The sequence below is a fragment of the Micromonospora sp. D93 genome (assembly GCF_018070365.1).
In the GTDB taxonomy this organism is placed as follows: Bacteria; Actinomycetota; Actinomycetes; order Mycobacteriales; family Micromonosporaceae; genus Micromonospora; species Micromonospora ureilytica.
Map to the genome: position 1 here is coordinate 65,900 of NZ_JAGPXW010000030.1, position 20,479 is coordinate 86,378.

General features: G+C 65.8%; 14 protein-coding genes, 2 tRNA genes and 2 pseudogenes. 8 read left to right on the top strand and 10 right to left on the bottom strand.

Annotated elements, in window-relative coordinates:
* Positions 1–26: 26 nt before the first annotated feature.
* Positions 27–737, bottom strand: coding sequence for a class I SAM-dependent methyltransferase (locus KBX71_RS27060; protein WP_210820609.1), 711 nt, complete (start codon positions 735–737; stop codon positions 27–29).
* Positions 738–949: 212 nt separating this feature from the next.
* On the opposite strand from KBX71_RS27060, the gene KBX71_RS27065 reads away from it, so the two are divergent.
* Positions 950–2,785: a hypothetical protein gene (locus tag KBX71_RS27065; protein WP_210820610.1), complete on the top strand. Its 1,836-nt coding sequence runs from the start codon at positions 950–952 to the stop codon at positions 2,783–2,785.
* A 21-nt stretch (positions 2,786–2,806) separates the two neighbouring features.
* On the opposite strand, the gene KBX71_RS27070 is transcribed toward KBX71_RS27065, so the two are convergent.
* Positions 2,807–3,583: an IucA/IucC family C-terminal-domain containing protein gene (locus KBX71_RS27070; protein WP_124822460.1), complete on the bottom strand. Its 777-nt coding sequence runs from the start codon at positions 3,581–3,583 to the stop codon at positions 2,807–2,809.
* A gap of 344 nt (positions 3,584–3,927) precedes the next feature.
* Here KBX71_RS27070 and KBX71_RS27075 point away from each other — a divergent pair, with 344 nt between their 5' ends.
* Positions 3,928–5,457 (top strand): peptide deformylase, encoded by a 1,530-nt coding sequence (locus KBX71_RS27075; protein WP_210820611.1) that lies wholly within the window; start codon positions 3,928–3,930, stop codon positions 5,455–5,457.
* A gap of 68 nt (positions 5,458–5,525) precedes the next feature.
* Here KBX71_RS27075 and KBX71_RS27080 read toward each other — a convergent pair whose 3' ends face one another.
* Positions 5,526–6,641, bottom strand: a complete 1,116-nt coding sequence (locus KBX71_RS27080) for a globin domain-containing protein (RefSeq protein WP_210820612.1) — start codon at positions 6,639–6,641, stop codon at positions 5,526–5,528.
* Between the two features lie 144 nt (positions 6,642–6,785).
* Between KBX71_RS27080 and KBX71_RS27085 the strand changes: the two genes are divergently transcribed.
* Positions 6,786–7,556, top strand: a complete 771-nt coding sequence (locus KBX71_RS27085) for a CPBP family intramembrane glutamic endopeptidase (RefSeq protein ID WP_124822457.1) — start codon at positions 6,786–6,788, stop codon at positions 7,554–7,556.
* A 4-nt stretch (positions 7,557–7,560) separates the two neighbouring features.
* Here the strand turns inward: KBX71_RS27085 and KBX71_RS27090 are convergent, their stop codons facing one another.
* Positions 7,561–8,316, bottom strand: a complete 756-nt coding sequence (locus KBX71_RS27090; protein ID WP_247684176.1) for a hypothetical protein — start codon at positions 8,314–8,316, stop codon at positions 7,561–7,563.
* Between the two features lie 797 nt (positions 8,317–9,113).
* Between KBX71_RS27090 and KBX71_RS27095 the strand changes: the two genes are divergently transcribed.
* Positions 9,114–9,204, top strand: a tRNA-Ser gene (locus KBX71_RS27095).
* Between the two features lie 35 nt (positions 9,205–9,239).
* Positions 9,240–9,315, top strand: a tRNA-Arg gene (locus tag KBX71_RS27100).
* 826 nt (positions 9,316–10,141) lie between these two features.
* On the opposite strand, the gene KBX71_RS33990 is transcribed toward KBX71_RS27100, so the two are convergent.
* The 5 genes and pseudogenes from KBX71_RS33990 to KBX71_RS27115 all read right to left on the bottom strand — a co-directional run bounded on the left by KBX71_RS33990 (position 10,142) and on the right by KBX71_RS27115 (position 13,260).
* Complete coding sequence (locus KBX71_RS33990; RefSeq protein WP_247684192.1) at positions 10,142–10,543, bottom strand: tyrosine-type recombinase/integrase; 402 nt, start codon at positions 10,541–10,543, stop codon at positions 10,142–10,144.
* The gene (locus KBX71_RS33995) at positions 10,540–11,067 is read right to left on the bottom strand and encodes a hypothetical protein (protein WP_247684194.1); all 528 of its coding nucleotides are present in this window, start codon (positions 11,065–11,067) and stop codon (positions 10,540–10,542) included. Before KBX71_RS33995 ends, KBX71_RS33990 begins: the two co-directional genes overlap by 4 nt.
* Positions 11,068–11,254: 187 nt before the next feature.
* A pseudogene (locus KBX71_RS34000) lies at positions 11,255–11,602 on the bottom strand (site-specific integrase); the annotation flags it as partial.
* 345 nt (positions 11,603–11,947) lie between these two features.
* Positions 11,948–12,718: pseudogene (locus KBX71_RS27110) on the bottom strand (IS5 family transposase).
* A 23-nt stretch (positions 12,719–12,741) separates the two neighbouring features.
* Positions 12,742–13,260 (bottom strand): hypothetical protein, encoded by a 519-nt coding sequence (locus tag KBX71_RS27115; protein ID WP_210820613.1) that lies wholly within the window; start codon positions 13,258–13,260, stop codon positions 12,742–12,744.
* A 455-nt stretch (positions 13,261–13,715) separates the two neighbouring features.
* On the opposite strand from KBX71_RS27115, the gene KBX71_RS27120 reads away from it, so the two are divergent.
* The 3 genes from KBX71_RS27120 (at position 13,716) to KBX71_RS27130 (ending at position 18,946) form a co-directional block, all read left to right on the top strand.
* Positions 13,716–14,060 carry a hypothetical protein gene (locus KBX71_RS27120; protein WP_210820614.1) on the top strand — a complete coding sequence of 115 codons (345 nt, stop codon included), beginning with the start codon at positions 13,716–13,718 and terminating at the stop codon, positions 14,058–14,060.
* Between the two features lie 1,911 nt (positions 14,061–15,971).
* Positions 15,972–16,634 carry an ABC transporter ATP-binding protein gene (locus KBX71_RS27125; RefSeq protein ID WP_256442168.1) on the top strand — a complete coding sequence of 221 codons (663 nt, stop codon included), beginning with the start codon at positions 15,972–15,974 and terminating at the stop codon, positions 16,632–16,634.
* Positions 16,631–18,946, top strand: coding sequence for a hypothetical protein (locus tag KBX71_RS27130; RefSeq protein ID WP_210820616.1), 2,316 nt, complete (start codon positions 16,631–16,633; stop codon positions 18,944–18,946). Before KBX71_RS27125 ends, KBX71_RS27130 begins: the two co-directional genes overlap by 4 nt.
* Before the next feature lie 308 nt (positions 18,947–19,254).
* Here KBX71_RS27130 and KBX71_RS27135 read toward each other — a convergent pair whose 3' ends face one another.
* A complete protein-coding gene (locus KBX71_RS27135) occupies positions 19,255–20,037 on the bottom strand; it encodes a hypothetical protein (protein ID WP_210820617.1) in 783 nt (260 codons plus the stop codon).
* Positions 20,038–20,479: the final 442 nt, after the last annotated feature.

The following is a 20,479-nucleotide window of genomic DNA, read 5'->3' on the forward strand; positions in this document are numbered from 1 at the left end:
GGGCCGGGGCCGGGGCCGGGGCCGGGTCAGGCTGGGACGCGGGCCACGGCGAAGACGGACTGGCCGAAGGGCGGGAGTACGAGCTGCTCGGCGGCCTTGGTGGCGGGCAGGACGAGTGTGTCGTACACCTTGACCATGGGGCCTTCCTTCGGCATCAGGCGGAAGACCTTGGTGGCCATGAAGTAGCCGATCAGCCCGAGCGCGTTGGCGTAGTGCATCTTCTCGATGGTCAGGCCGGCGTCGGTCATCGCCGCCCCGAGGGTCTTCTTCGTGTAGCGGCGGACGTGCCCGGTGGCGACGTCGGCCGGGCTCATCGCGAACTGGAACGCGGGCACGATGATGATCACGGCGCCGCCGGGTCGGACCAGGTCGCGCATGCTCTGCAGCGCGCCCACGTGGTCCTCGATGTGCTCCAGGACGTTGTACGAGACCGCGGCGCTGTAGTCGCCCCGGTCGCTGTGCGGCAGCAGCATCTGCCGGACGTTGATGTTCGGACGGTCGGCGAGGCGCTCCTTCAGCTGCACCAGCCGGTCCGGGTCGGCCTCGGTGGCGGTGAACCGGGGCAGCAGCTCTGACCATTCAAGCGCGTAGTCACCAAGGCCGCTGCCGATCTCGATCGGGTCGTCGCCGAGGTACGGCACGGCCAGTTCGATGAACCAGCGACGGTGGTTGACAGCTGTCGCAAGGCCTTCCAGCACCTCGGACTGAACGCGCTGATCCCCAGTGATTTCTGCCATGCGTCGATTCCTCACGATATGAACTCGACCCGTGCCTGGACCGACAGAGTGAATCATCCGCTGGGACGGCGAAAGAATCGAGGCATCGGGGTGGCCGAATTGTGGTCGGGGGGTGGGTTCGTGATCGGCGGTCGGCGAACCCGGCACATAGTACGGCAGTACCCCGAAACATGTCACGGCGGTGCCATGCGCTGACTACCCTATGAATTGTCATGACTACTCCTGAACCGGACGTGCCCAGCGACAGTGGCGGCCCGGCCGCCGCGTCGTCGGCGGAGGGGGCCTCCGGTGTCGCTCGGCCTGCCCGCAGCGGGAGGTGGGCCGATCTTGCCGCCGTGCTGAGCTTCGTGGTGCTCGGGTTCTGGGTCACCGGTCGACTCTGGTTGGACCCGGGCAGCGATGTGCGGGACAACCAGTCCGATCAGTCGCAGTTTGAATGGATGATGGCCCACGGAGCGCAAGTCGTCACGCACTTTGCGTATCCATTCCATTCCAATCAGATGAACGTCCCCGACGGCGTGAATCTGATGGCCAATACGTCCGTATTATCCATTTCATTGCCAATGACGCCTGTCACCCTGTTGTTCGGACCGCGGGCATCATTTCTGATCTTTCTCACCGTCGGCATGATCGCCACCGCCACGGCCTGGTATTTCGTGCTCTCCCGGGTGCTGATCGGCAGCCGGGGGCCGGCGTGGCTGGGCGCCGGCTTCTGCGCGTTCGCGCCGGCCATGGTGTCGCACGCCAATGGGCACCCGAACATCGTGTCGCAGTTCGTCGTCCCGTTGATCATCTGGCGCACGCTGCGACTCGGCGAACCGGGCCGCTGGCTGCGCAACGGGGTCCTCCTCGCGCTCGTCATCGTCTGGCAGGCATTCCTCAACCTGGAGATCCTGCTGATGACCGCGATCGGGCTCGGCGTGATCATCGGGGTGCTCGCCGTCGGACGCGCGGATCTGCGTTCGCGGGCCCGAACCTTCCTCGCCGGCCTGGCCGTCGCCGCCGGGGTCGCCGGGCTCCTGCTGGCGTACCCCCTGTACGTCCAGTTCTTCGGACCGGACGCGTACTCCGGGCTGTCCCGCCTGATCCGGGGCTACTCCAGCGACCTGGCCTCGTTCGTCGCGTACTCCCGGGAATCACTCGCCGGTAGCGCGCGCACCGCCGCGGGCCTGGCCAAGAACCCGACCGAGGAGAACAGCTTCTTCGGCTGGGCGCTGCTGGTGCTGGTGATCGCCCTGGTCTGGTGGCTGCGCCGCTCGATAGTGGTGCTCGCCCTGGCCGCGCTCGGGTTGCTCTTCGCGGTGCTCTCGCTGGGTCGGGAGGTCCGCTTCGACAACCGGGGTACGGGTGTGCCGGGCCCCTGGGCGGCGCTGGAGAACCTGCCCATCCTGCACTCGGTGGTGCCGACGCGCTGGGCGTTGGCGATCACCCCGATCATCGGGTTGCTGCTCGCCTACGGCGCCGAACGGGCCCGCGAGTTGGCCGACGCGCACCCGGCTGCCCGGGGGCAGGTCCGCTTCGTCACCGCCACAGTGCTCACGATGGCCCTGTTGCCGATCGTCCCCACCCCGCTGCCCGTGGCTCACCTCGACCCGGTTCCCAGCTTCGTGACCAGTGGGGCGTGGCGTCCGTACGTGGCCGGTGGGCGCAGTGTGGTGACCCTGCCGTTGCCGGACACCACGTACGCGGAGCCGCTGCGCTGGTCGGCGTCGACTCGGCTGGACATGCCGCTGGCTCGTGGCTACTTCCTCGGCCCGGACACCCGACCGAACGCCGACCCGCCGAAGGTCGCACTGTTCGGTGCGACTCCTCGCCCCACCAGCAGTTTCTTCGCCACCATCCGGCGCACCGGGGCGGTGCCGCCGATCACCCCACAGAGTCGGGTCCGGGCGGTCGACGACCTGCGCTACTGGCGGGCCGGGGTGGTCATCCTCGGGCCACACGAGCACGAGACCGCGCTGCGGCGGGGGATGACCGAGCTGACCGGGATCCAACCGGTCTTCACCGGCGGCGTGTGGGTGTGGGACGTCCGGCCGTTGACCGACTGAGCCGTGCGGACGAGACCCGGTCTAGCGGACGCAGCAGCCCTGGCAGACCTTCGGCCGGGGCAGGGTGAAGGCGAGGCAGCAGGTGCGCCGCTGCACGGTCGGCTCACCGGCCGGCCCGGGCACCAGCTCGATCAGGTCGGTCAGGTCGAGTGCGCCGAGCAGGGTGTCGATGCTCTGCACCGTGGAGCCGGGCAGACCGTCCGCGGCCCGCAGGATGCCGTGCGCGATGCCGGAGGCGACCGACCCGAGCAGCGTCCGGGTGCCCACCCGGACCTCGGACTGGATCGCCGTGATGAGCGGCGCCAGATGGGCGTCGAGCAGGGACGCGCGCAGTGCGGCCAGCAGCTCCGCCTCGTCGGCGACCACCCGCACCTCCGGCAGGCCGGCGAGCGCCAGCGGGTCGTTCGGCAGCACCGCCACGGTGGTGCCCCGGCGCAGTCCCATGGTGAGCAGCTGCCGGTGGTCCTCGAAGTGGATCAGCAGGTCGGTCGGATCGAGCAACGGCACCCGGCGAGCGGACGCCCAGCCGAGCACGACCGGCAACGCAGCCCAGTAGCTGTACGACTTCCAGGCCAGCGCGGCGCAGGCGTGCGGGGTGCCGCCCCAGCGGACGGCGGCGCCGTTCAGCAGCTCCGGCAGGCGGCTGCCGTCGATCAGGGTGGTGGCGGGCGCCCAGCCGAGCTCGTCGTCGACCAGCAGGCCCCGGGCGAGGCCGGGGAGGTCGTCGGTGCCGAACATGGCCCGGAGCGCTGCGGTGACGGGGGCCAGCGGCGTGGTGGCGGCCTCGCGCCGTGGCATCACCGCTGTCACCTGAGTCGTCCCCCGTCCGTGTGACCGACTGTCCGTGTGACCGAGGAGTGCGCCCCGGCGGACGAACGAGTGCCGTCCTGAGCTAAGGCTAGCCTAACCAGGCCCTGGGGCGTAAGGGAAGGCTCACCTTGGTCAAATCTCTGACGCCCAGGTCACCATCCGCACCCGACGGGAGTAGCGCTCCGCGTACTACCCGGAGTCAGTGCTGGAAAACGCTGCCGCACGATCGACGGTCATCGGTGAATTGTCAAGCGGTGTGTCGAAAACATGCCACATGCGTGTGTGTTCGCGTACGGAACGTGAAACTTGTATCCCCGGCCCCGAGGAAGCTGATGACGACCTCACCCCTCGAACGGGCTGTCGACTCCTTCGCGGCCGAACTCGCCCGACAACGGACCGGGCGCGGGCTGTCCAAGAAGCAACTTGCCGTCCTGATGGGGTTCGACCCGTCCTACGTGAGCCACGTCGAGGGGCGCCGGCACCGCCCGACCGAGGACTTCGCCCGCCGTGCGGAGGCCGTCCTGGAGGCCAGCGGCGCGATCTGGCAGCGCTTCCGGGAGTACGACGACCTACGGCACGCCCGGGCGGGTCAGCCGCACCGCGAGCCGCACCTGCCGGGGCAGTGGCTGCCACCCGGCACCGGCCTGGTCGTGGAACGGGAAGTGGCCACCCTCACCCACGCCGACGACGGCTACCGGTGCGTCATCCACCGTGAGCTGTACAACGCCGGCACCGAGCCGGTCACCCGCTACCTGGTCCGGGTCGCCGTCGACCGCTACCCGAACGACCCCGGCCGCTCCAACCGGCACCACCGGGAGCACCCCCTCACATTCGCCGAGCTGCAGATACAGGCCCGTCGAGACGACGGCGGCGGTGACCCGGAGCCGATGCACTGGCGAGCCAAACACGATCGGGACGCGTTCAAGGAGATCTGGCTGCTCTTCGAGAACGGTGAGCGGCGCTTCCCCCTCTACCCGGGTGACCGGGCCACCATCGAGTACGCGTACAGCGTCGGGCACGACAAGTGGGGCCCCTGGTTCCAACGAGCTGTCCGGCTGCCCACCCGGCAGCTCGTCGTACGCCTGGACCTGCCGGCGGCGCTCGACCCGCAGGTCTGGGGCGTGGAGACCTCGCTCAGCGCGGAGGAGGGCCCGCTGCGGACGGCGCCGCAGCGTCACGACGAGGGCGACCGGGCGGTCTACGACTGGCAGACCGACGACCCGCCGTTGAACGCCCGCTACCGGATGCAGTGGCGTTTCCGCGCCCGCCCGGACACCGAACCGGACACCGGCCCCGGCGGCGCCCGGGTCCGACCCAGCGACCGGATGCGCGGCCTCGGCATCGTGCAACGCGGGGCCGACCTGCTCCGCCAGCGCGCCCGCCCGTTCGACCTGCCCGCGGAGGAACACGTCGCCCGGGACGTGGTCGACCGGCTCACCATGGCCCTGGCCCGGCTCGACGAGCTGCACCCGTTCAGCAAGGGGGTGGGTGTCGCCTCCCCGCAGTTCGGCATCGACCGGGCGGCGGCCGTGGTGCGACCCCCCGACCGGTCGGCCGAGCCGGTCGTGCTGCTCAACCCCCGGGTGGTCGACGCCGACCTGGAGACCGACGAGCAGTACGAGGGCTGCCTCTCCTTCTTCGACCACCGAGGTCTGGTGGCCCGGCCCCTGCGCCTGGACGTGGAGCACGCCCAGTGGGACGGCAGCCGGATCATCACCTCGTTCGAGTTCGGCATGGCCCGACTGGTCGCACACGAGATCGACCACCTGGAGGGCCGGCTCTACGTCGACCGGATGGCACCCGGCGTGCCGTTGGTGCCGGTGGAGGAATACCGCGAGTCCGGGCACCCCTGGCGCTACTGACAAAGAAGGGACCGGGGCGCGTGCCCCAGGGGGCGGGGGCACGCGCCCCGGTGTGGGGGGAGGAACGTCTAGAGGTCACCGAAGGTGTCGTAGCGGATGTGCGGCGGCGGCACGTCGTCCGCGGCGAGCACCCGCAGGGTGGACCGGACCATCCGGGCGGCACCGGAGACGAAGCAGTCGTGCGTGGTCCACGGGCCGTACCGGGCCACGACCTCAGGGATCTCGCCCTGCTCGCCGTCGAAGTCCGGATCCTCACTGCACGCCGCGGTGACCGACAACCACGGGTGTACGGCCACCAACTCCTGCAACCCGGCCAGGCCGTACAGGTCGCCCGCCTGTCGGGCGCCGTAGAAGACGTGCACCCACCGGGTCCGGTTGAAGGTGGCCAACTCCTCCACCAACGCCTTGATCGGCGCCAGCCCGACGCCGCCGGCCACGCAGAGGATGTCCCGTTCCGAGGCGCGGTCCAGCGTCATCGACCCCATCGGAGCCGCCAGGCGCAGCAGGTCACCATGCCGCACTCGACGCACCAACGCCCCGGACACCCAGCCGGCCCCCGGAGAGCGCACGTGGAACTCCAGCACGTTGTCGTCGTTCGGGGCGTTCGCCACCGAATAGTTGCGCCACACCCGCGGGTGGTAGCGCGGCACCTCCAGGCTCACGTACTGCCCCGCCTGCCAACGCAGCGGATGCTGCAACGCCCGGCAGGTCAGCACGGCGGTGTCCGGGCCGTACCGCTCGTGGGTCAACACCTCGGCGTGCCAGAAGGGCGGGTCGTCGTCGGAGGCGGCACCGGCCACCATCAGGCCGGCGATCGCCGCGTACGCCTCCCGCCACGCCTGGTCGTACTCCAGGTTCCAGCCGTCGCCGGCGGTGCTGCGCAGGGCGTCCAGCAGCGCGACTCCCATCGTGGCGTAGTGCCGCTCGTCGACGTGGTACTTACGGTGGTCGCGGCCCAGCGCCCGGAGGAACTCGTCGAAGCTCTCCGGGTCGTCCACCGTGTGGATCGCCGTGATGATCGCTTCGAGTAGGCGGTCGCCCTGGCCGGTCATCTGCACCGGGAAAAGTTGCCGCAGGGCGGGGTCGAGCAGGAACAGCCGAGCGTAGAAGTGACCGCTCAGCCGGACCCGGTCGTCTTCGACCAGGGTCCAACTCTCCTTCAGCAACCGCGCGAGGTTGTCCACGGACGCTCCTTCTCCAGACGGCAACGGATCGGGCGCCCATAGAATCTCCACGGAGAGTGTCGACTGGTCGCACAGAATGTGCGATCGGCTCATGCTGGCTGGTCGGCCATGTCACGGCCACCCCACGTCGGGCAGAGTGGTGCGGTGACCGTTGAGCTGACCCGCCCGGTGTCCCGCCGACTGCTGGGCACCGAGACGCTGCTGGTCCTCGGCCTCTCCCTCGGCCAGTCCGCGATCTACGCGATGGTGTCGATCATCGCGAAGTTGACCGCCGACGGTCCGCTCTCCAAGCAGACCGCCTCGCTGAACACGTCGGCGTCGGCCCGCCCCTGGCTGGACCTCACGTACCAGCTGCTCGGCATCGTGTTCGCGCTGCTGCCAGTGCTGCTCGCCGTACACCTGCTCAGCCGTGACCCCGGGGACCCAGCGCGGACCCTCGGCCTGGACGCCCGGCGGCCCGGTCAGGACGTGGCGCGCGGAGCCGGCCTGGCCGCGCTGATCGGGCTACCCGGGCTGGCGCTGTTCTGGGTGGCGGCCCACCTGGGCCTCAACGCCACGCTGGTGCCGGCCGCGCTTCCGCCGGTCTGGTGGGCGGTCCCGGTGCTGATCCTCGCCGCCGTGCAGAACGCCGTGCTGGAAGAGGTGATCGTGGTCGGTTACCTGGTCACCCGGCTGCGCCAACTCCAGTGGCGGCTGGCCGCGATCATCGCAGCCAGCGCGCTGCTCCGCGGCTCGTACCACCTCTACCAGGGCTTCGGCGCGTTCGTCGGCAACGCGATCATGGGCGTCGTGTTCAGCCTCTTCTACCTGCGCACCCGGCGGGTGATGCCGCTGGTCATCGCGCACACAGTGCTCGACGTGTTCGCCTTCGTCGGCTACGCGCTGCTGCCCCGGGAGTGGTTCGACTGGCTCTGACCGGTCAACGCCGCCCGGGTCGGTAGACGGCCACCGTTCGGGCCGCGAGCCGGTCCGCCGCCGCCGCGTCACCCAACGCCGCCGCGAGCACCGCCGCACCCGGCAGCAACCGGGCCACCAGCCGCAACGCCACCCAACCGCCGGCCTGCGCCGTGAGTGGCGCGGCCAACCGCCACGCCGCCTCCGCCGCGCGCGGCCACGCCCCCTCGACCGGGTCACCCGCCGTCTCGGCGGCGGCCAGGGCCGCCGCCGCGCTCGCCCGATCCGGGTGCACCTGCGTCAGCACCAACAGGTCGACGGCCCGGTCGGGATGCGTCGGATCCTTGCCGTACGCCGCAGCCAGGTGCAGCACCAACTCCGAGTGCGTCCACAGCACCGCCGCCAACTCGGCCAGCGGCGCGAAGAAGCCCGCCAACGCGGCGGTCGCCCCACCCGCACCCGCCGAGCGGACGAACCGCCGGGTCGCCAACCGGGCCAGGCCGTCCGCGGAGGCGTCCGGATACCGGGTGCGCAACCCCGCGGCCCACCCGGCCGCGCCGGGCCCCAGCGCCCGCACCGCGGCCAGAGCCAACAGCTCCGGTGCGAAGCCCGGGTGGTCGAGCACGCGCGCGGCGACCGCGCGCACTTCCGATTCCGGGGTACGCCCCAGAGCCGGCTCAACCTGCCGCACGGCAGGTGTCGCCTGGTTCGTGTCGGGTGCCGTCTGTTGCGCGGCGGGTGTCGGCTGCTGGTCGGCAGGTGTCGACTGCTGGGCGGCCACGGGTTCAGGGGTGGGCTTGGCGCTCTTGCGTGGGGTGGCCGCGCGCCTGGTGGTCTTCGCGGCTTTGACCGGGGTCGCTGGTGTGGTGGCGCTCGCCCCTTCGGTGGTGCTTGCCTCTTCGGTGGTGCTCGCGGCTGTGGTGGTGCTCCGCGCTTCGGTGGTGCTCGCGGCTGTCGGTTTGATGGCTTTGGTGGTTTTTGCGGCGGGCCTGCGTGGTGTCGGCGTGGCCGGGGTCACCTCGGCAGGCGTCTCGACTGCCTTTCGGGGGGCAGTCTTGCGAACAGGGGCGGTCCGTGTCCTCGGCGGTGTCGATGCGACGCCTGTCACGAGGCCCGGTTGCTCGCCGTTCGGCTTTCCGGGCTGCTCCGCGCTCGCGTCGGCGGTCAGCTCGGCCGGTGCGGGCCGGGGCTGTCGGGGCAGGGGGCGGTCCGGCTCCGGAGGCTGGAACAGCACCGCCGGGGCAGCCTTGGCCCGTCGAGGACGCTGGCTCGCCGGGGCGGCTGCCGGCGTCGCCGCCGACTCTGCGGGCTCCGCTGTCTCGCTGGGCTCCTCGGCGACGGTCGGCGGCCTGAAGGTGGCCCGTGGAGAGCGCCCACGCGCTCGTTCAGCAGGCTCTCGACGGGTCGACTCGCTGGGCGGCTGCTCCTGCATATCGATGGAGCGTAGTCCCGATCACGCCGTCGCACAGCGGGGAATCACCGGGGCGGGCGGGTCCTGGTGGGCGTACCCCGGAAGTCGTTTTGCTCCCGGTGGGTGGCGACCTGTATCCTCGGGCGCGGTGGTCTGAGGATCACCAGGGAGACTTCGCCTAGTCTGGTCTATGGCGCCGCACTGCTAATGCGGTTGGGGTCTTAAAGCCCCTCCCGGGTTCGAATCCCGGAGTCTCCGCGCGAAAGCCGGGTGTGTAGACTGGCTGAGCACAAGCGCCCGTAGCTCAATGGATAGAGCATCTGACTACGGATCAGAAGGTTAGGGGTTCGAGTCCCTTCGGGCGCACCACTTGAGCAGGGAATATAGCCAATCGGCTATATTCCCTGCTTTCGTATGGGTCACGTGTGGGACACGGTTGTGACACACGTTTGCGCAGGTCAGAGGCCCTTTTTTGGCGGTTACACCCCTCAAGAGGCTTCCCCGACGTCCGAGCAACCACGGAGCAGCCACGTCTCACTAGTTGGGATTCCTGGGTGCGAAAATGGGACGCCGAGAGCGCGGGTTCGTTCGTTTCCGCAAGTAGCGGCTTCGCCTTGGTTCGGCGCTGGAGGAGGCCCTGCGGCGAAAGCATCTCATTATGCGTCATATGCTTCCGTATGAAAGTGGGCTTCCCGAGACGACGTGGCTGGCACCTGCGGTCGCATCCACGAACGGTGGACGTGCTGGTTGGCACGCCGTCCAGCCCGTCGATCGGGCGGCCGACGCGATGGCCCGGCCGCAGCGATGGCAGAACTTGTTGAGTGCGGCAGTTGAGTGATCAGGTCGGCAGTCGCCGCGGTTCATTCGCCGGGAAGCCGGCTCACCGATTCGACGAGAGCGGGCCACGGGTCGCGCCTGCCTCGCTCGGCGGGAACGCGATGCTGGCGATGACCCGACCGACCTAGATCAACTTGAAGGTCCTCGACCCGCCCTTTGAAGAGCGCAAGCGGCCTTGGTGAAAAAGTGCGTGCGAACGTGATCATGCCTCGGTAGGCCCGAGGTGACGCGCGCACGACCAGGCCAACGCCCGGGCGAACGGCGGCAGCCTCGCGGGGTTCGGTTGCCGCCGCTCGTCGAGAGTTGGCCTGGTCGTGCTCGCCTGCGTCTCATCATCGGTGTTGCGTTTACGCAGGTATCAGTTGGGTGCCGTGCGGTAGGTGCGGCGCCGCGTTGCTTTGCGCCGTTGCTTGATCTTGCGCTGCCGGCAGGCCTTCATTCTGTTGTTGTCCGGTTCTTGGCGTGGCGTGGTCTTCGCCGTCTCCTCCTGGTGGTCGGTGTCGCGGGTGAGTCCGATTTGCCGCTTGATCTCCGCGCCCGGCTTGCTAGCTGCGATGAGATAGGTGGCGGTGGCGTCAGCTGCTTCGCGGGCTGCCGGCGGGAGGACGGTGGTGTAGGTGTCGGCGGTGAGGCGGATGTTGGAGTGCCCGAGTTGGTGTTGGATGGTTTTGATGTCCACGCCAGCGGACTGGGCGAGGGAGGCGGCGCCGTGCCGCAGGTCGTGCAGGCGGATCGGTGGGAGTCCGGCGCGGCCGATCAGGAGGCGTAGGCGTTGGGTGAGTAGCCGGGGTGCAGTGGCAGTCCGTCGGGGCTGGTGAACACGTAGCCGCTGTTGTGGCACACCATGCCCGTGCCAAGGCGCCTGGTCCGGCGCTCCTGTTGCCGCTCGCGATGTCGCCTCAATACCCGCATGGTGTGCGTGTCGAGCGCGAGCTCGCGACGGCTGGCCTTGGACTTGGGTGGGCCCTCGTGCACCTCGTAGCCGGCGGTGGTGCGTTGCCGGACCACGGACAACTGCCCCTCGTGCAGGTCGACGTCGGCCCATCGGAGACCGGCGACCTCACCACGTCGCAGTCCGAGCACAGCCAACAGCCACCACAGCGGGTACAGGGTGTCGTCGCGGACGTAGTCCAGGAAGCTGGCGAGCTGCGCCGTCGTCCAGACCGCGACCGTCGGCCGTTCGCCGGTGGCCTTCCACTCGGCGATGCGGGCCTCCGTCCACGGCTGGGGGGCCGGTGCACTCCCGCGGAGGTAGCTCCATTCTCGCGGCCGGGTTGTCCTCAATGAGGCCCTCTCGGTATGCGCCGGTCAGGGCCGCCCGCAGTGTCGCGTGGATGTGCTGCAACGTGCAGGCTGTGTGCAACTGCTCGGCTCGATTACGAGTCTTGGCGATCTGCGCGAACGCGGCGTTGAGCTGCCGCGGGTTCAGGTCACCGAGGATCAGATGACCGATGTGGGGGATCAGGAAGTTTTCGATGTCGCGCGTGTAGTGCATCTTCGTCGTGGGTCGAATGCGCTTGCGGTTCGCGAGCCAGTAGCGCAGCCATCGGGTGACGGTCCACGACTTGCCTGCCTGTTCCTCTCGCGACAAAGCCAGCAGCTCGTCACGTGCCCGGCGGGCCGCCTCCTCAGACGCGTAGCCACCCCGCCGGACGCGTTCGACTTGGCCTAACAGGTTCCGCGTCGAGCAGTGGAAGTACCAGCTCCCGTGATCGGGCTGTGACAGTTTCGGGCACGTCTTGCCCAGCGGGCGGTTGGTCTCGGGGTGCAGGCAACCGCACCGCTTTACGGTCACGCCGTGGCTTTTCATAGCATTCATCCCTTCGGTCGACTGCCACACCTACTGACGAATGAGCACCCCCATGCGCATCTGACTGCGGCCAACATTGAGGACCAGTGCCGATAGCTTTGGTAGTGGAAACAGTTCTGCCTCGGTGGAGTTGAGGTCCGGGAACCCAGGCGTGATCGAGGCAGAAGCGCGCGAGCGCTTGTCTCATCGCAAGCGCCTTTACAAGGACGGACGGTGACCTCTGGCGACCCCGCTACACGTCTGCGCGCGGCTGTAGCGGGTGCCTGATCAACCAACTCCGCCACGGTACGGTCTCCTCGCGGCACTTGAGCTTGGCATTTAGAGCTCCTAACTCTTTGAGTGTTGGAGTCGGCGTCAGCAGATGATGGCGCAGGCGAGGGTGAGGAAGGCTTCGTGGATGTCGTCGCGGATCTCCCAGCGGGTTCGCAGGCGGCGGAACCAGCGCAGCAGGGCGATGCTCTGCTCCACGACCCAGCGTCGGGTGCCGAGTCCAGAGCCGTGTGGGACACCGCGTCGGGCGATCACGGGTGATGCCGCGCGTTCGCAGCTCACGGCGGTACTTGTCGAAGTCGTAGCCGCGATCTGCATAGATCCGCTGCGGTCGTTGTCGTGGCCTGCCGCGGATGCCCTTGATGGGTGGGACCTTGTCGACCAGGGGCAGCAGTTGGGTGACGTCGTGGCGGTTGCCGCCAGTCAGGGTCGCGGCGAGGGGGATGCCGCCCGCGTCGGTGATGACGTGGTGTTTCGAGCCTGGCTTGCGGCGGTCGACCGGGCTCGGACCGGTTTTGGGCCGCCCTTGAGTGCCCGAACATGGGAGCCGTCGATCACCGCCCGGGACATGTCCAACTGCCCGGCGGCGCGGAGTCCGCCGAGCAGCACCTCGTGCAGCTGCTGCCACACCCCGGCGTCGTTCCAGTCCCGCAACCGGCGCCAGCAGGTCATCCCCGACCCGAACCCGAGCTCTTGGGGCAGGTACTCCCACGGGATCGCGGTGTAGAGCACGAACAGGATCCCGCACAACACCTTGCGGTCATCCAGCGGCTCGCGGCCGGGGTAGCGCTGCCGGCGTGGTGGTCGGGGTGGCAGCAGCGGCGCGATCTCGGCCCATAGCTCGTCCGAGACGATCCACGGCGGCTGCTCACCCCTCCTCACATCCAGAGTGAACAATCATCACGTTCCGGGGGCACGCCCAACATCATTTCGTAGGAGCTCGTAGTCGCGGGCCAGGCGGGCGGCGGGCGGTGGGCGGTGAAACATTCCAGGGTCAGTTCGACGACCCAGCGGCGTACGCCTTGCTGGTCGCCGGGCTTGCAGACGATCTCGATGGTGGTGCGCAGCAGGTCGCGGGTCCAGTCGACGAGGTGGCCGGCGAAGCCGGAGTCGGCGAAGACGTGCCGGATGGGGGTCGCCGCGTAGGTGGCGAGCAGGGCGCCCTTGGCGCCGTCGCGGTCCTGCCAGGACGCGGCGAGGACCCAGACGGTGACCAGTAGGCCGAGGATGTCGGTGACGATGAATCGCTCCGGCCGTTGATCTTCTTGCCGTCGTCGTAGCCGCAGGGCTCGGTGTCGGCGCCTTAGACGCTCTAGGAGTCGATGATCCCCGCCGGGCTCACGGCCGTGAGCCACCCGGATCTTCTCACGTAGTTCGGTGAGGATACGCTCGGTCACGCCCCGCCTGTTCAGCCCTGTGAAGTGCGCGTACGGTCTGCCGTGGCGGAAAGTCGACCGGCAGGTACCGCCACGCACAGCCGGTGCGCACCACAAGATGGCGTCGATGATCGCCCGGCGGGCGTGCTTTTCTGGTCCGCCCATCCACTGCGGGGACCGCAGCATCAGCTCGACGATCTCCCGCTCGACGTCGGTCAGGTAAGACGGGTACCGCCGCACTCGATTCATGCCAATCTACGGACCGAGTTACGCACATCGACCGGACCCACTCTGTGACACACTCGACCAACCCCACAAACCATACGCGCTCTCGCACACGCTCTCAGACTCCAGGTCCAATCAGAGGTTTTCGGCGCCACGTCTTGCCGAAGGGTGTGAACGTGACATAGATTTACATCGGTCTTCCTGACAGAGTTCGACTAATTGGGTCGAGCAGACCAGGAAGCAATTCGGGGGTGATTGTCATCTGGAATCAAGCGAAGAAGCTTGCCCACGCCACGTTGGCACTAGGAGTTGTCGCAGGCGGGATCGTGCTGACGCAAAGCGCTCCAGCATCCGCTGCTTCCGGAGACTGCAGTGCCAGGAAAGATGTGAAGATCAGGGACTGGCAGCCCGACGATATTCGGGTAATCGCCAGGTGCACGCACATCGCTGGTGGCACTCAAGCCCGCGGCTACCTTGATATGCTGGGGTGTTGCGACAAAGAGACGACATGGTTCACCACTATCAATAAAGACTACTACAGTGCCTACGCCTCAGGGAATTTCGAGAGCGTGGGAATTAATCTGAGAGACGTCTGACCTCTACTGGAGCAGCCGAACGTGATCAGGAGCGACAGATTTACCTGTCGCTCCTGATCACGTTTTCCATGTGATGCAAAAGTTCAACCTAATCAGTGCTCTGCGATCGGAGCAATTCCAGTTCGTCTCAATATTTCTTCTACAATGTGTGCGCCAATAGACTCCGGCTCGCATATCACGAGATCCTCTGGGGCATACACACCTGCACCCGTTTCTGGGTGCCACACCAGCACTCCGCCGACCGGCAGGAACCCGACAACCTGACCATAGGGGTGACTACGTACTTCGCCTGGGTCGTCAGCTTCGGATGCGTGTCTTACAAGCATCCCTTGCTTTAGCCACGGTGGTTGGTCGACTAGGAGGGTAACGTCGACCGGGTCGGGCCCGTAAATACGGGAAGCTGCATCCTGCGCCATCTGGCCGAGATCCAGAGAGCGCTTAGTGCACCCAGCTTCGACTAGGCCGGTGGGCGCTGTGAGTACGAGACGCATTGACCGATCCGGGTTAAAGTGCACGCGCCCAGTTACACTGTGTGGCATCGTTTTGGCCCCTCCTTGGATGCCGGTGCGTCACGGGCTTGCCCATCATGACGCACCGGCTCGACCAAGTCAGCCTAGCGGAACGCGATTAACCCGCGCTGCTGTTGCACGTTGCTGTCGAGTAGCTTCCGCTTATCCAGAACGCCGTGATAATCCCTTTATAGCCATAGTTGCCACCCGCGTAGTTGAAGTCGTTGGTGTCGACAACTACGCACATAGTCCGGTTGCTGCCTCCCGAGGTGGTGTATCTGTGGCTATAAACCTCGGAGCCTGGGAAGCGTCCCACGATCCAGGGCTTTCGGAGAGCCTGCGCCCATTGAGTTTTGGCGTAACTTGTCAACTCGTGGTTCGCGGTATTGCCGGTGCTACCGCCGATCCGGATATGCTGCTCGCCGAATCCGCTGTTACCGGTCCTCAGCGGAACAGGCCAACCTCCCCCGTTCGCGAAGGACTGCACGATATTCGCCGTAGCGGGCCCATCCACAGGAGGCGTGATTGCCAGGGCGGGAGTCGCAATGGATACCAGGGCCGCAGTTACGGAAACCGCCATCGCAGCTCCGGCCAGCCTCCGCTTCCTGGCCCGAGCCGAACGCGTCTCGGTCTTGCTTGTCGACAGTCTCAAGAGCCCTCCAATGGTAGTTGGCAGCACCCACGACGAGGAACAGCTCGTTCAAAGCCATTGCTTACCTGCAATCGCTGCCACTGCAATGAGATGGGACGAGCGGGAGGTATGTCAAGAGCGAATCTAGGCCTGATGTGATCTAGGTCACTGTCATAGACATTGTTCGTGCTAGATGACAGGCTGAACAAAGCACCGTGCAGGACGTCCTATGCGCGGGTTGCTATACGGACATCTACCTGTCTTTCGTGGACACCGAAGCGCGGAGGAAAGCATGACGGGGACCAGTGGGATGCGGATGCGCGTAAGGCAGCTCTGGTTGGCAGCAATCATCGCTGCCTTATTCGGTGGCACCGCGGTAGTGCTACTGCAGGCAACGCCGGCGACCGCAGCGTCCGGCAATTGCACCGCGTATAAGGATGTAAAGGTCGAGAGTTGGAATCCGGATCAGGTACGCGTGATTGCGAACTGTAGTACACTCGGTCCCTCGAGTGAGGCCCGTGGTTACGTTGACATGCTGGGGTGCTGCGACAAGGAGACGTCCTGGTTCCGCACGATTAATAAGAACTACTACAGCGCCTGGGCTACTGGAAATTACGAGCGCGTCGGCGTCAGTTTCAGAGACTACTGAGATATGCGACCTCACAGCGGAGACAGTGGCAACCGGCCGCTGTCTCCGCTGTGATATGACGAGTCCGATTAGTCTCGGGTGTCATTCTCCGGACCCCAGTTTCCAAGAGAGCCGCGCATTAAATGCTGTCATGCCGTTCGATCAGCGTGTCATATGTAACCGGGCGCCGAGTTGTGTCTAAGCCCTTAATCGAAGTAGACATCGAGATTGGATCAGGAGAAACGGTAGCGCTTATGGGTCCAAGTGGCAGCGGAAAATCCACGCTGCTGCGAGTCCTCGGCGGCCTGCAAAAAGCGGATCACGGCACTGTGCAAATCAACGGTACTCCGGTACGTACAAACCGTGGAGCCGCTGATCCGAGAGTGATGTTCATACATCAGGATTACCAACTCATTGACTTCCTCACCGTCCGGGACAATCTGCGTCTTGTCCGTGAGGTTCGCGGGATGCCAGTTGAGGGGAAGCGAATCGAGGCGGCTCTTGACTTGGTCGGCCTTGCCAAAAAGATGGGGCGCCTGCCGGGTGAGCTGTCCGGCGGCGAAAAGCAAAGAGTAGCCCTGGCCCGCGCCTTGGTGGTCGGCGCGTCCGTCATTCTTGCCGACGAACCGACCGGAGCACTCGATCGTGAGAACTCTGGAATCGTCGCAGATTTGCTTCGTGGCTTGGCATCGCAGCAGAGAGTCTGCGTCCTGGTCGCCACGCACGACATCGATATCGCTCGTGTGATGGACCGTGGCCTGATCCTCGCGGATGGTTGCGCAGTCCCAGCAGAGTTCAAGGTATGAGAATCCTGATGCGCTTGGCGCTGCGCTTCTCGCTGTATCATCGGGGCCTATTTCTCGCGATCTTATTCACCTTTCTTGCGATTGGTGTCTTAGGCACCGCACTCGCAACCTTTACTCAGTCTGCTCGCGAAGCAGTCGCAGTATCAGTCCTTGCAGACAACGGGGGTCAGAAGTACGCGGTGCAGGTTCTGAACCCCGGGCCGGCCTCTCAGGCTCTGGCTGCCCACCAGGATCTACACCCGGTCCAAGACAGTGAAGGAACGGTGACGTCAGGTCAGCGGCAGAGTTTGACCTCGGTCCGTGTGCTCAGGGATCCGCTGCCTGTTGGAGTCTTGAAGAGCGGTTCGCATCCGTATCAAATGGGAGAGGCCACGCTATCGGCTCACCTATCCGATGTCCTAGGCGTGTCGGTGGGCGACAAGGTCGACGTGAACCTTGAGTCTGGTCAACGGACGGCCCGGGTTGCCGGAATCGTCTTTAAGCCCGAGGACATTGCATATGATGGCGTGGTAATTCTCGATCCCACTCTTCCCCCTGCATGGACAAACCTTTGGCTGACAGACCAGAGACCCTTTTCTGACCCCGCTCTCGAGCCCTTGATAACTCGCGGAGACCTCGCCGCTCGCACCACAACGATCCTCGCCGCCGACAGAGCAACGGAATACGAAGCGACCTTCTTCCCCGCACTCCGGCAGGTGTCCCGGGTGGTGGTGGTGCTCGCCGCATTGCTTGCCCTCTTGATGTTGGTGGTGATTGCCCGCGCAGGGCGTGGGGAGGCACATGCATTAACTGCTGCGGGGCTAAAGCCAGCCAAGGCTCGCATGCTTCCGGGTCTAGTCGGACTAGGGGCAGCAGTTGGCGGACTGGTTGCGGGTGCCGCGCTTGCGCTTACTGTCCTCTCCTCCACCCCGCAAACCGCAGCGAGTCTGATCGGCCAAGAATGGAATTCGGTCATCATTCCATGGTCGTCACTAGCAATCATGTTGTCGGTGGTTTTGGCAGGGGCGGGTATTGGGTCCGGCGTGGCCGTTGCCGCCGAGCGATATCGTCCCCGCTATGGCATCAGAACGCCGGCACTGCCGTGGCTGGGCTGGGTATTAGCCTTTGTTGGCCTGATGCTCTTACTGTTACCGTTCGTTGACGTGCTGCCGGTCGCGGCGGCGGTGCCTGGCGGCGCGTTGCTGACGCTCGCTGTACCGTTCCTGGCTGTGCCGCTCTCATCGTTTACGGTCCCCCCCGCCACCCGACGTATACTCCTCGCTTTGACGGCACCGTTCACCCTGGCAGGCGCGCTCGTATCACTATTGGTATTTGGGAGCTCCTACTATTCCGCATACATCACCCATGCCGGCTTAGCGAGCATCCGATCCTCGCCCGCCGTTCAGCCAGTTGGCTCCTTTCTTGTTTACAACGTCACCAGCTCCGGTGCTGATGCACTCCGTAAGGACTACACCAGGCTGGGCGGTAGCCATGCCATCACTTACCAGCTTCCAGTGGAAGATACGCATACGCTGCGCGTCACCGGCGAGAAGCTGATCGGATGTATGCGTGCGTCAGGCAGTAAAGTCCCTATGGAGCACCCGAACTGTCTACCTAAAGAGACTTCTTCGCCGGTTAACATAGTAGCTCTTTCCAAGGACCTGCGCTCTGATGAGGCACGTGCAGATCCGGGTCTGATGCATAACGACGAAGTTGGCCTTCTGGATTTCGACCGAAAGACGTCGGCGATAAACTCGCTCGATGTGACGACGGTGTCTGGCGATGTAACTTTGGGCGGCAATATGCCGGGGATGGTAATTTCTCCCGACGGCGCGGTAGCCAAGCGGTACGGGCTGCGGGCATCTGATGCATCTCTTCTGGCCCTGCTTGATTTTGGTAACCTAAGCGAATCGTCTCGCGCAGAATTTCGCGCCGCCGTGGCACGGCAGGCTGCGACGGCGCAGACTTCCGAACTCCTCGACAAGCGGCTGCCTGAGTTGACCGTCGGCATTTGGACGGCGTCGGCAGGCGCAGTCGGAGCCTTCCTCGTCTGGCTCGGCGCTGGCTCGGTGATCACGAGCAGTCAAGGCCGTCAGCGGCAGATGTACACCACTGCAGGTGCTGGCGCTGCACGTCGCCGTGCCTTGGCGATACGACTTCTAATGCCGCCGATAGTTAGTTTCTTAGCTGCCGGGACGCTCGCGATTGCGGCGGCCTGGGTCTCGGGCGTACACGATGGCAGTCCCTTCGGATGGTGGTGGTTGTTACCGCCTAGCGCCGGGGTTGTAGCCATCTTTATTGTTGCGGTCCTCCATTCTCGGCCCGTTCGGTGAGCGTCCGGCCAAGTAATTGGTCCGCAGGTCGAGGGTCCGTCAGGGACGCGGCGAGACGCCCTGTCCTGATGTCGAAGGTCACGTCACCTCTGCCGGCCAAGGCGTGGTAGCACGAGGATCTGGAGGCGATACGCCCTCGGCTTGCGCCCAGCCGTATCACCGCGACCTCAACCGGGAAGACGCCGGCATCGCGTTGGGCCACGCGGCCAAACGACACCTGAGCGCTGCGCTGCGCAGGGAAAGGGGTTACATCGGCTGCGATGCGAGCGAGCCGTCTTCGACACCAAGGCGGTAGTCCTCCAGCGTGCCTACGCCACTATCAGTGTCGGCGAAATGGTGAGGCGGCCCTCCACCCAGCCCTCGTAGCAAAAGACGCGAAACTCCGGCAGGTCCCCCCATTGATCCTGCCGAGCGTATTGCTCCTCGACTGCGACAGTCATACGAACGGTCTCCGACGTGGAGCCCGACCAATTGTCGAGTTGCACCTCACTGATGACATCGAGTGTCCCCGGCGTAACATATTTCTGCTGCAGCTCCCAGCCGGTGCCATAGTCTAAGCCTAGGTCCACGTCCCACCACTCCCGACGACTCAAGCCGAGTAGATCGATGAGATCGGATCCGGTGAAATCGGGTCCCGTGAAGTACTGCTGAGCAAGCTTCTGGTACTTCTCGGTCTGCTCGGCTGTAGCCGCACTCGACTCATTGAGGAGGTGTTGGACCTCGCCGAGGTGCTTTGCAATCCGGGGCACATCCACCTCTAGGGCGGCACACGTCTTCTCAACCGCCTGCTGGTCTCCAGTAACCAGGATCAAATCTTCGGTTCCACAGCCGTGGTGCTCGATCACCGAGCGGATCCAGGCGCTGTCAGCAGCCCCTGTTTTGACATCCTTCTTCCGAATTGCCGGACCGAGTAGCAGTACCTGGTCACGGACGCCTGCCACTGCGGCGTCCCCCGTCAGGGGTACTATTATGGCACCGGCTTGCTCAATCCGATCGATGACCTCAACCTCGGTGAACAGCGCCGGTTTGCTCAGCGGCGGAAACCCCCACTTGTGCCGCTTAGCGTTATGGACAGCAAGGCTGTGCGCCATCTCATCTGCCTGGTGTTGCACCCGTTGGGCGAGCTCCCACGCGACGATCTCCGGAATCCACAGTTGTGCATCATGGTTTTCGCAGGCGGCTGCCCAGTTCTCGATGGTTGCTACGTTCGGCTCGACGCTCGCTCCAAAGGCTTCGCGTCGAGAACGATGGCCTGGATCATGCGGTCGGCACCCACAAGCTGATTCTAGGGATCCCGGCAAGTCCGTATCCATCCCAGATAGGCAGCGCGGGTGAGGCTGCAACACCGCCAAGGCACTCACTTCGCTTGAGGTCATCCCGCGTCGCCCCCTCAGTCGTGCACCGCGACCTCAGTTGGGTGGTCACGTGGCCACCTCAGCAACGGTGCGATCTCCTGCCGCGGCGCCTGTACCATCGCATCCGGTCCCCGCCGAGGTGCTGATCCGTCATCGGCATGGGACCTCGCCGTCGTGA

Bases quoted from the DNA above. Each gene is read 5' to 3' on its own strand.
- KBX71_RS27060 (WP_210820609.1), bottom strand. From the start codon at position 737: ATGGCAGAAATCACTGGGGATCAGCGCGTTCAGTCCGAGGTGCTGGAA.
- KBX71_RS27065 (WP_210820610.1), top strand. From the start codon at position 950: ATGACTACTCCTGAACCGGACGTGCCCAGCGACAGTGGCGGCCCGGCC.
- KBX71_RS27070 (WP_124822460.1), bottom strand. From the start codon at position 3,583: ATGCCACGGCGCGAGGCCGCCACCACGCCGCTGGCCCCCGTCACCGCA.
- KBX71_RS27075 (WP_210820611.1), top strand. From the start codon at position 3,928: ATGACGACCTCACCCCTCGAACGGGCTGTCGACTCCTTCGCGGCCGAA.
- KBX71_RS27125 (WP_256442168.1), top strand. From the start codon at position 15,972: ATGCTGTCATGCCGTTCGATCAGCGTGTCATATGTAACCGGGCGCCGA.
- KBX71_RS27130 (WP_210820616.1), top strand. From the start codon at position 16,631: ATGAGAATCCTGATGCGCTTGGCGCTGCGCTTCTCGCTGTATCATCGG.
- KBX71_RS27135 (WP_210820617.1), bottom strand. From the start codon at position 20,037: ATGGCGCACAGCCTTGCTGTCCATAACGCTAAGCGGCACAAGTGGGGG.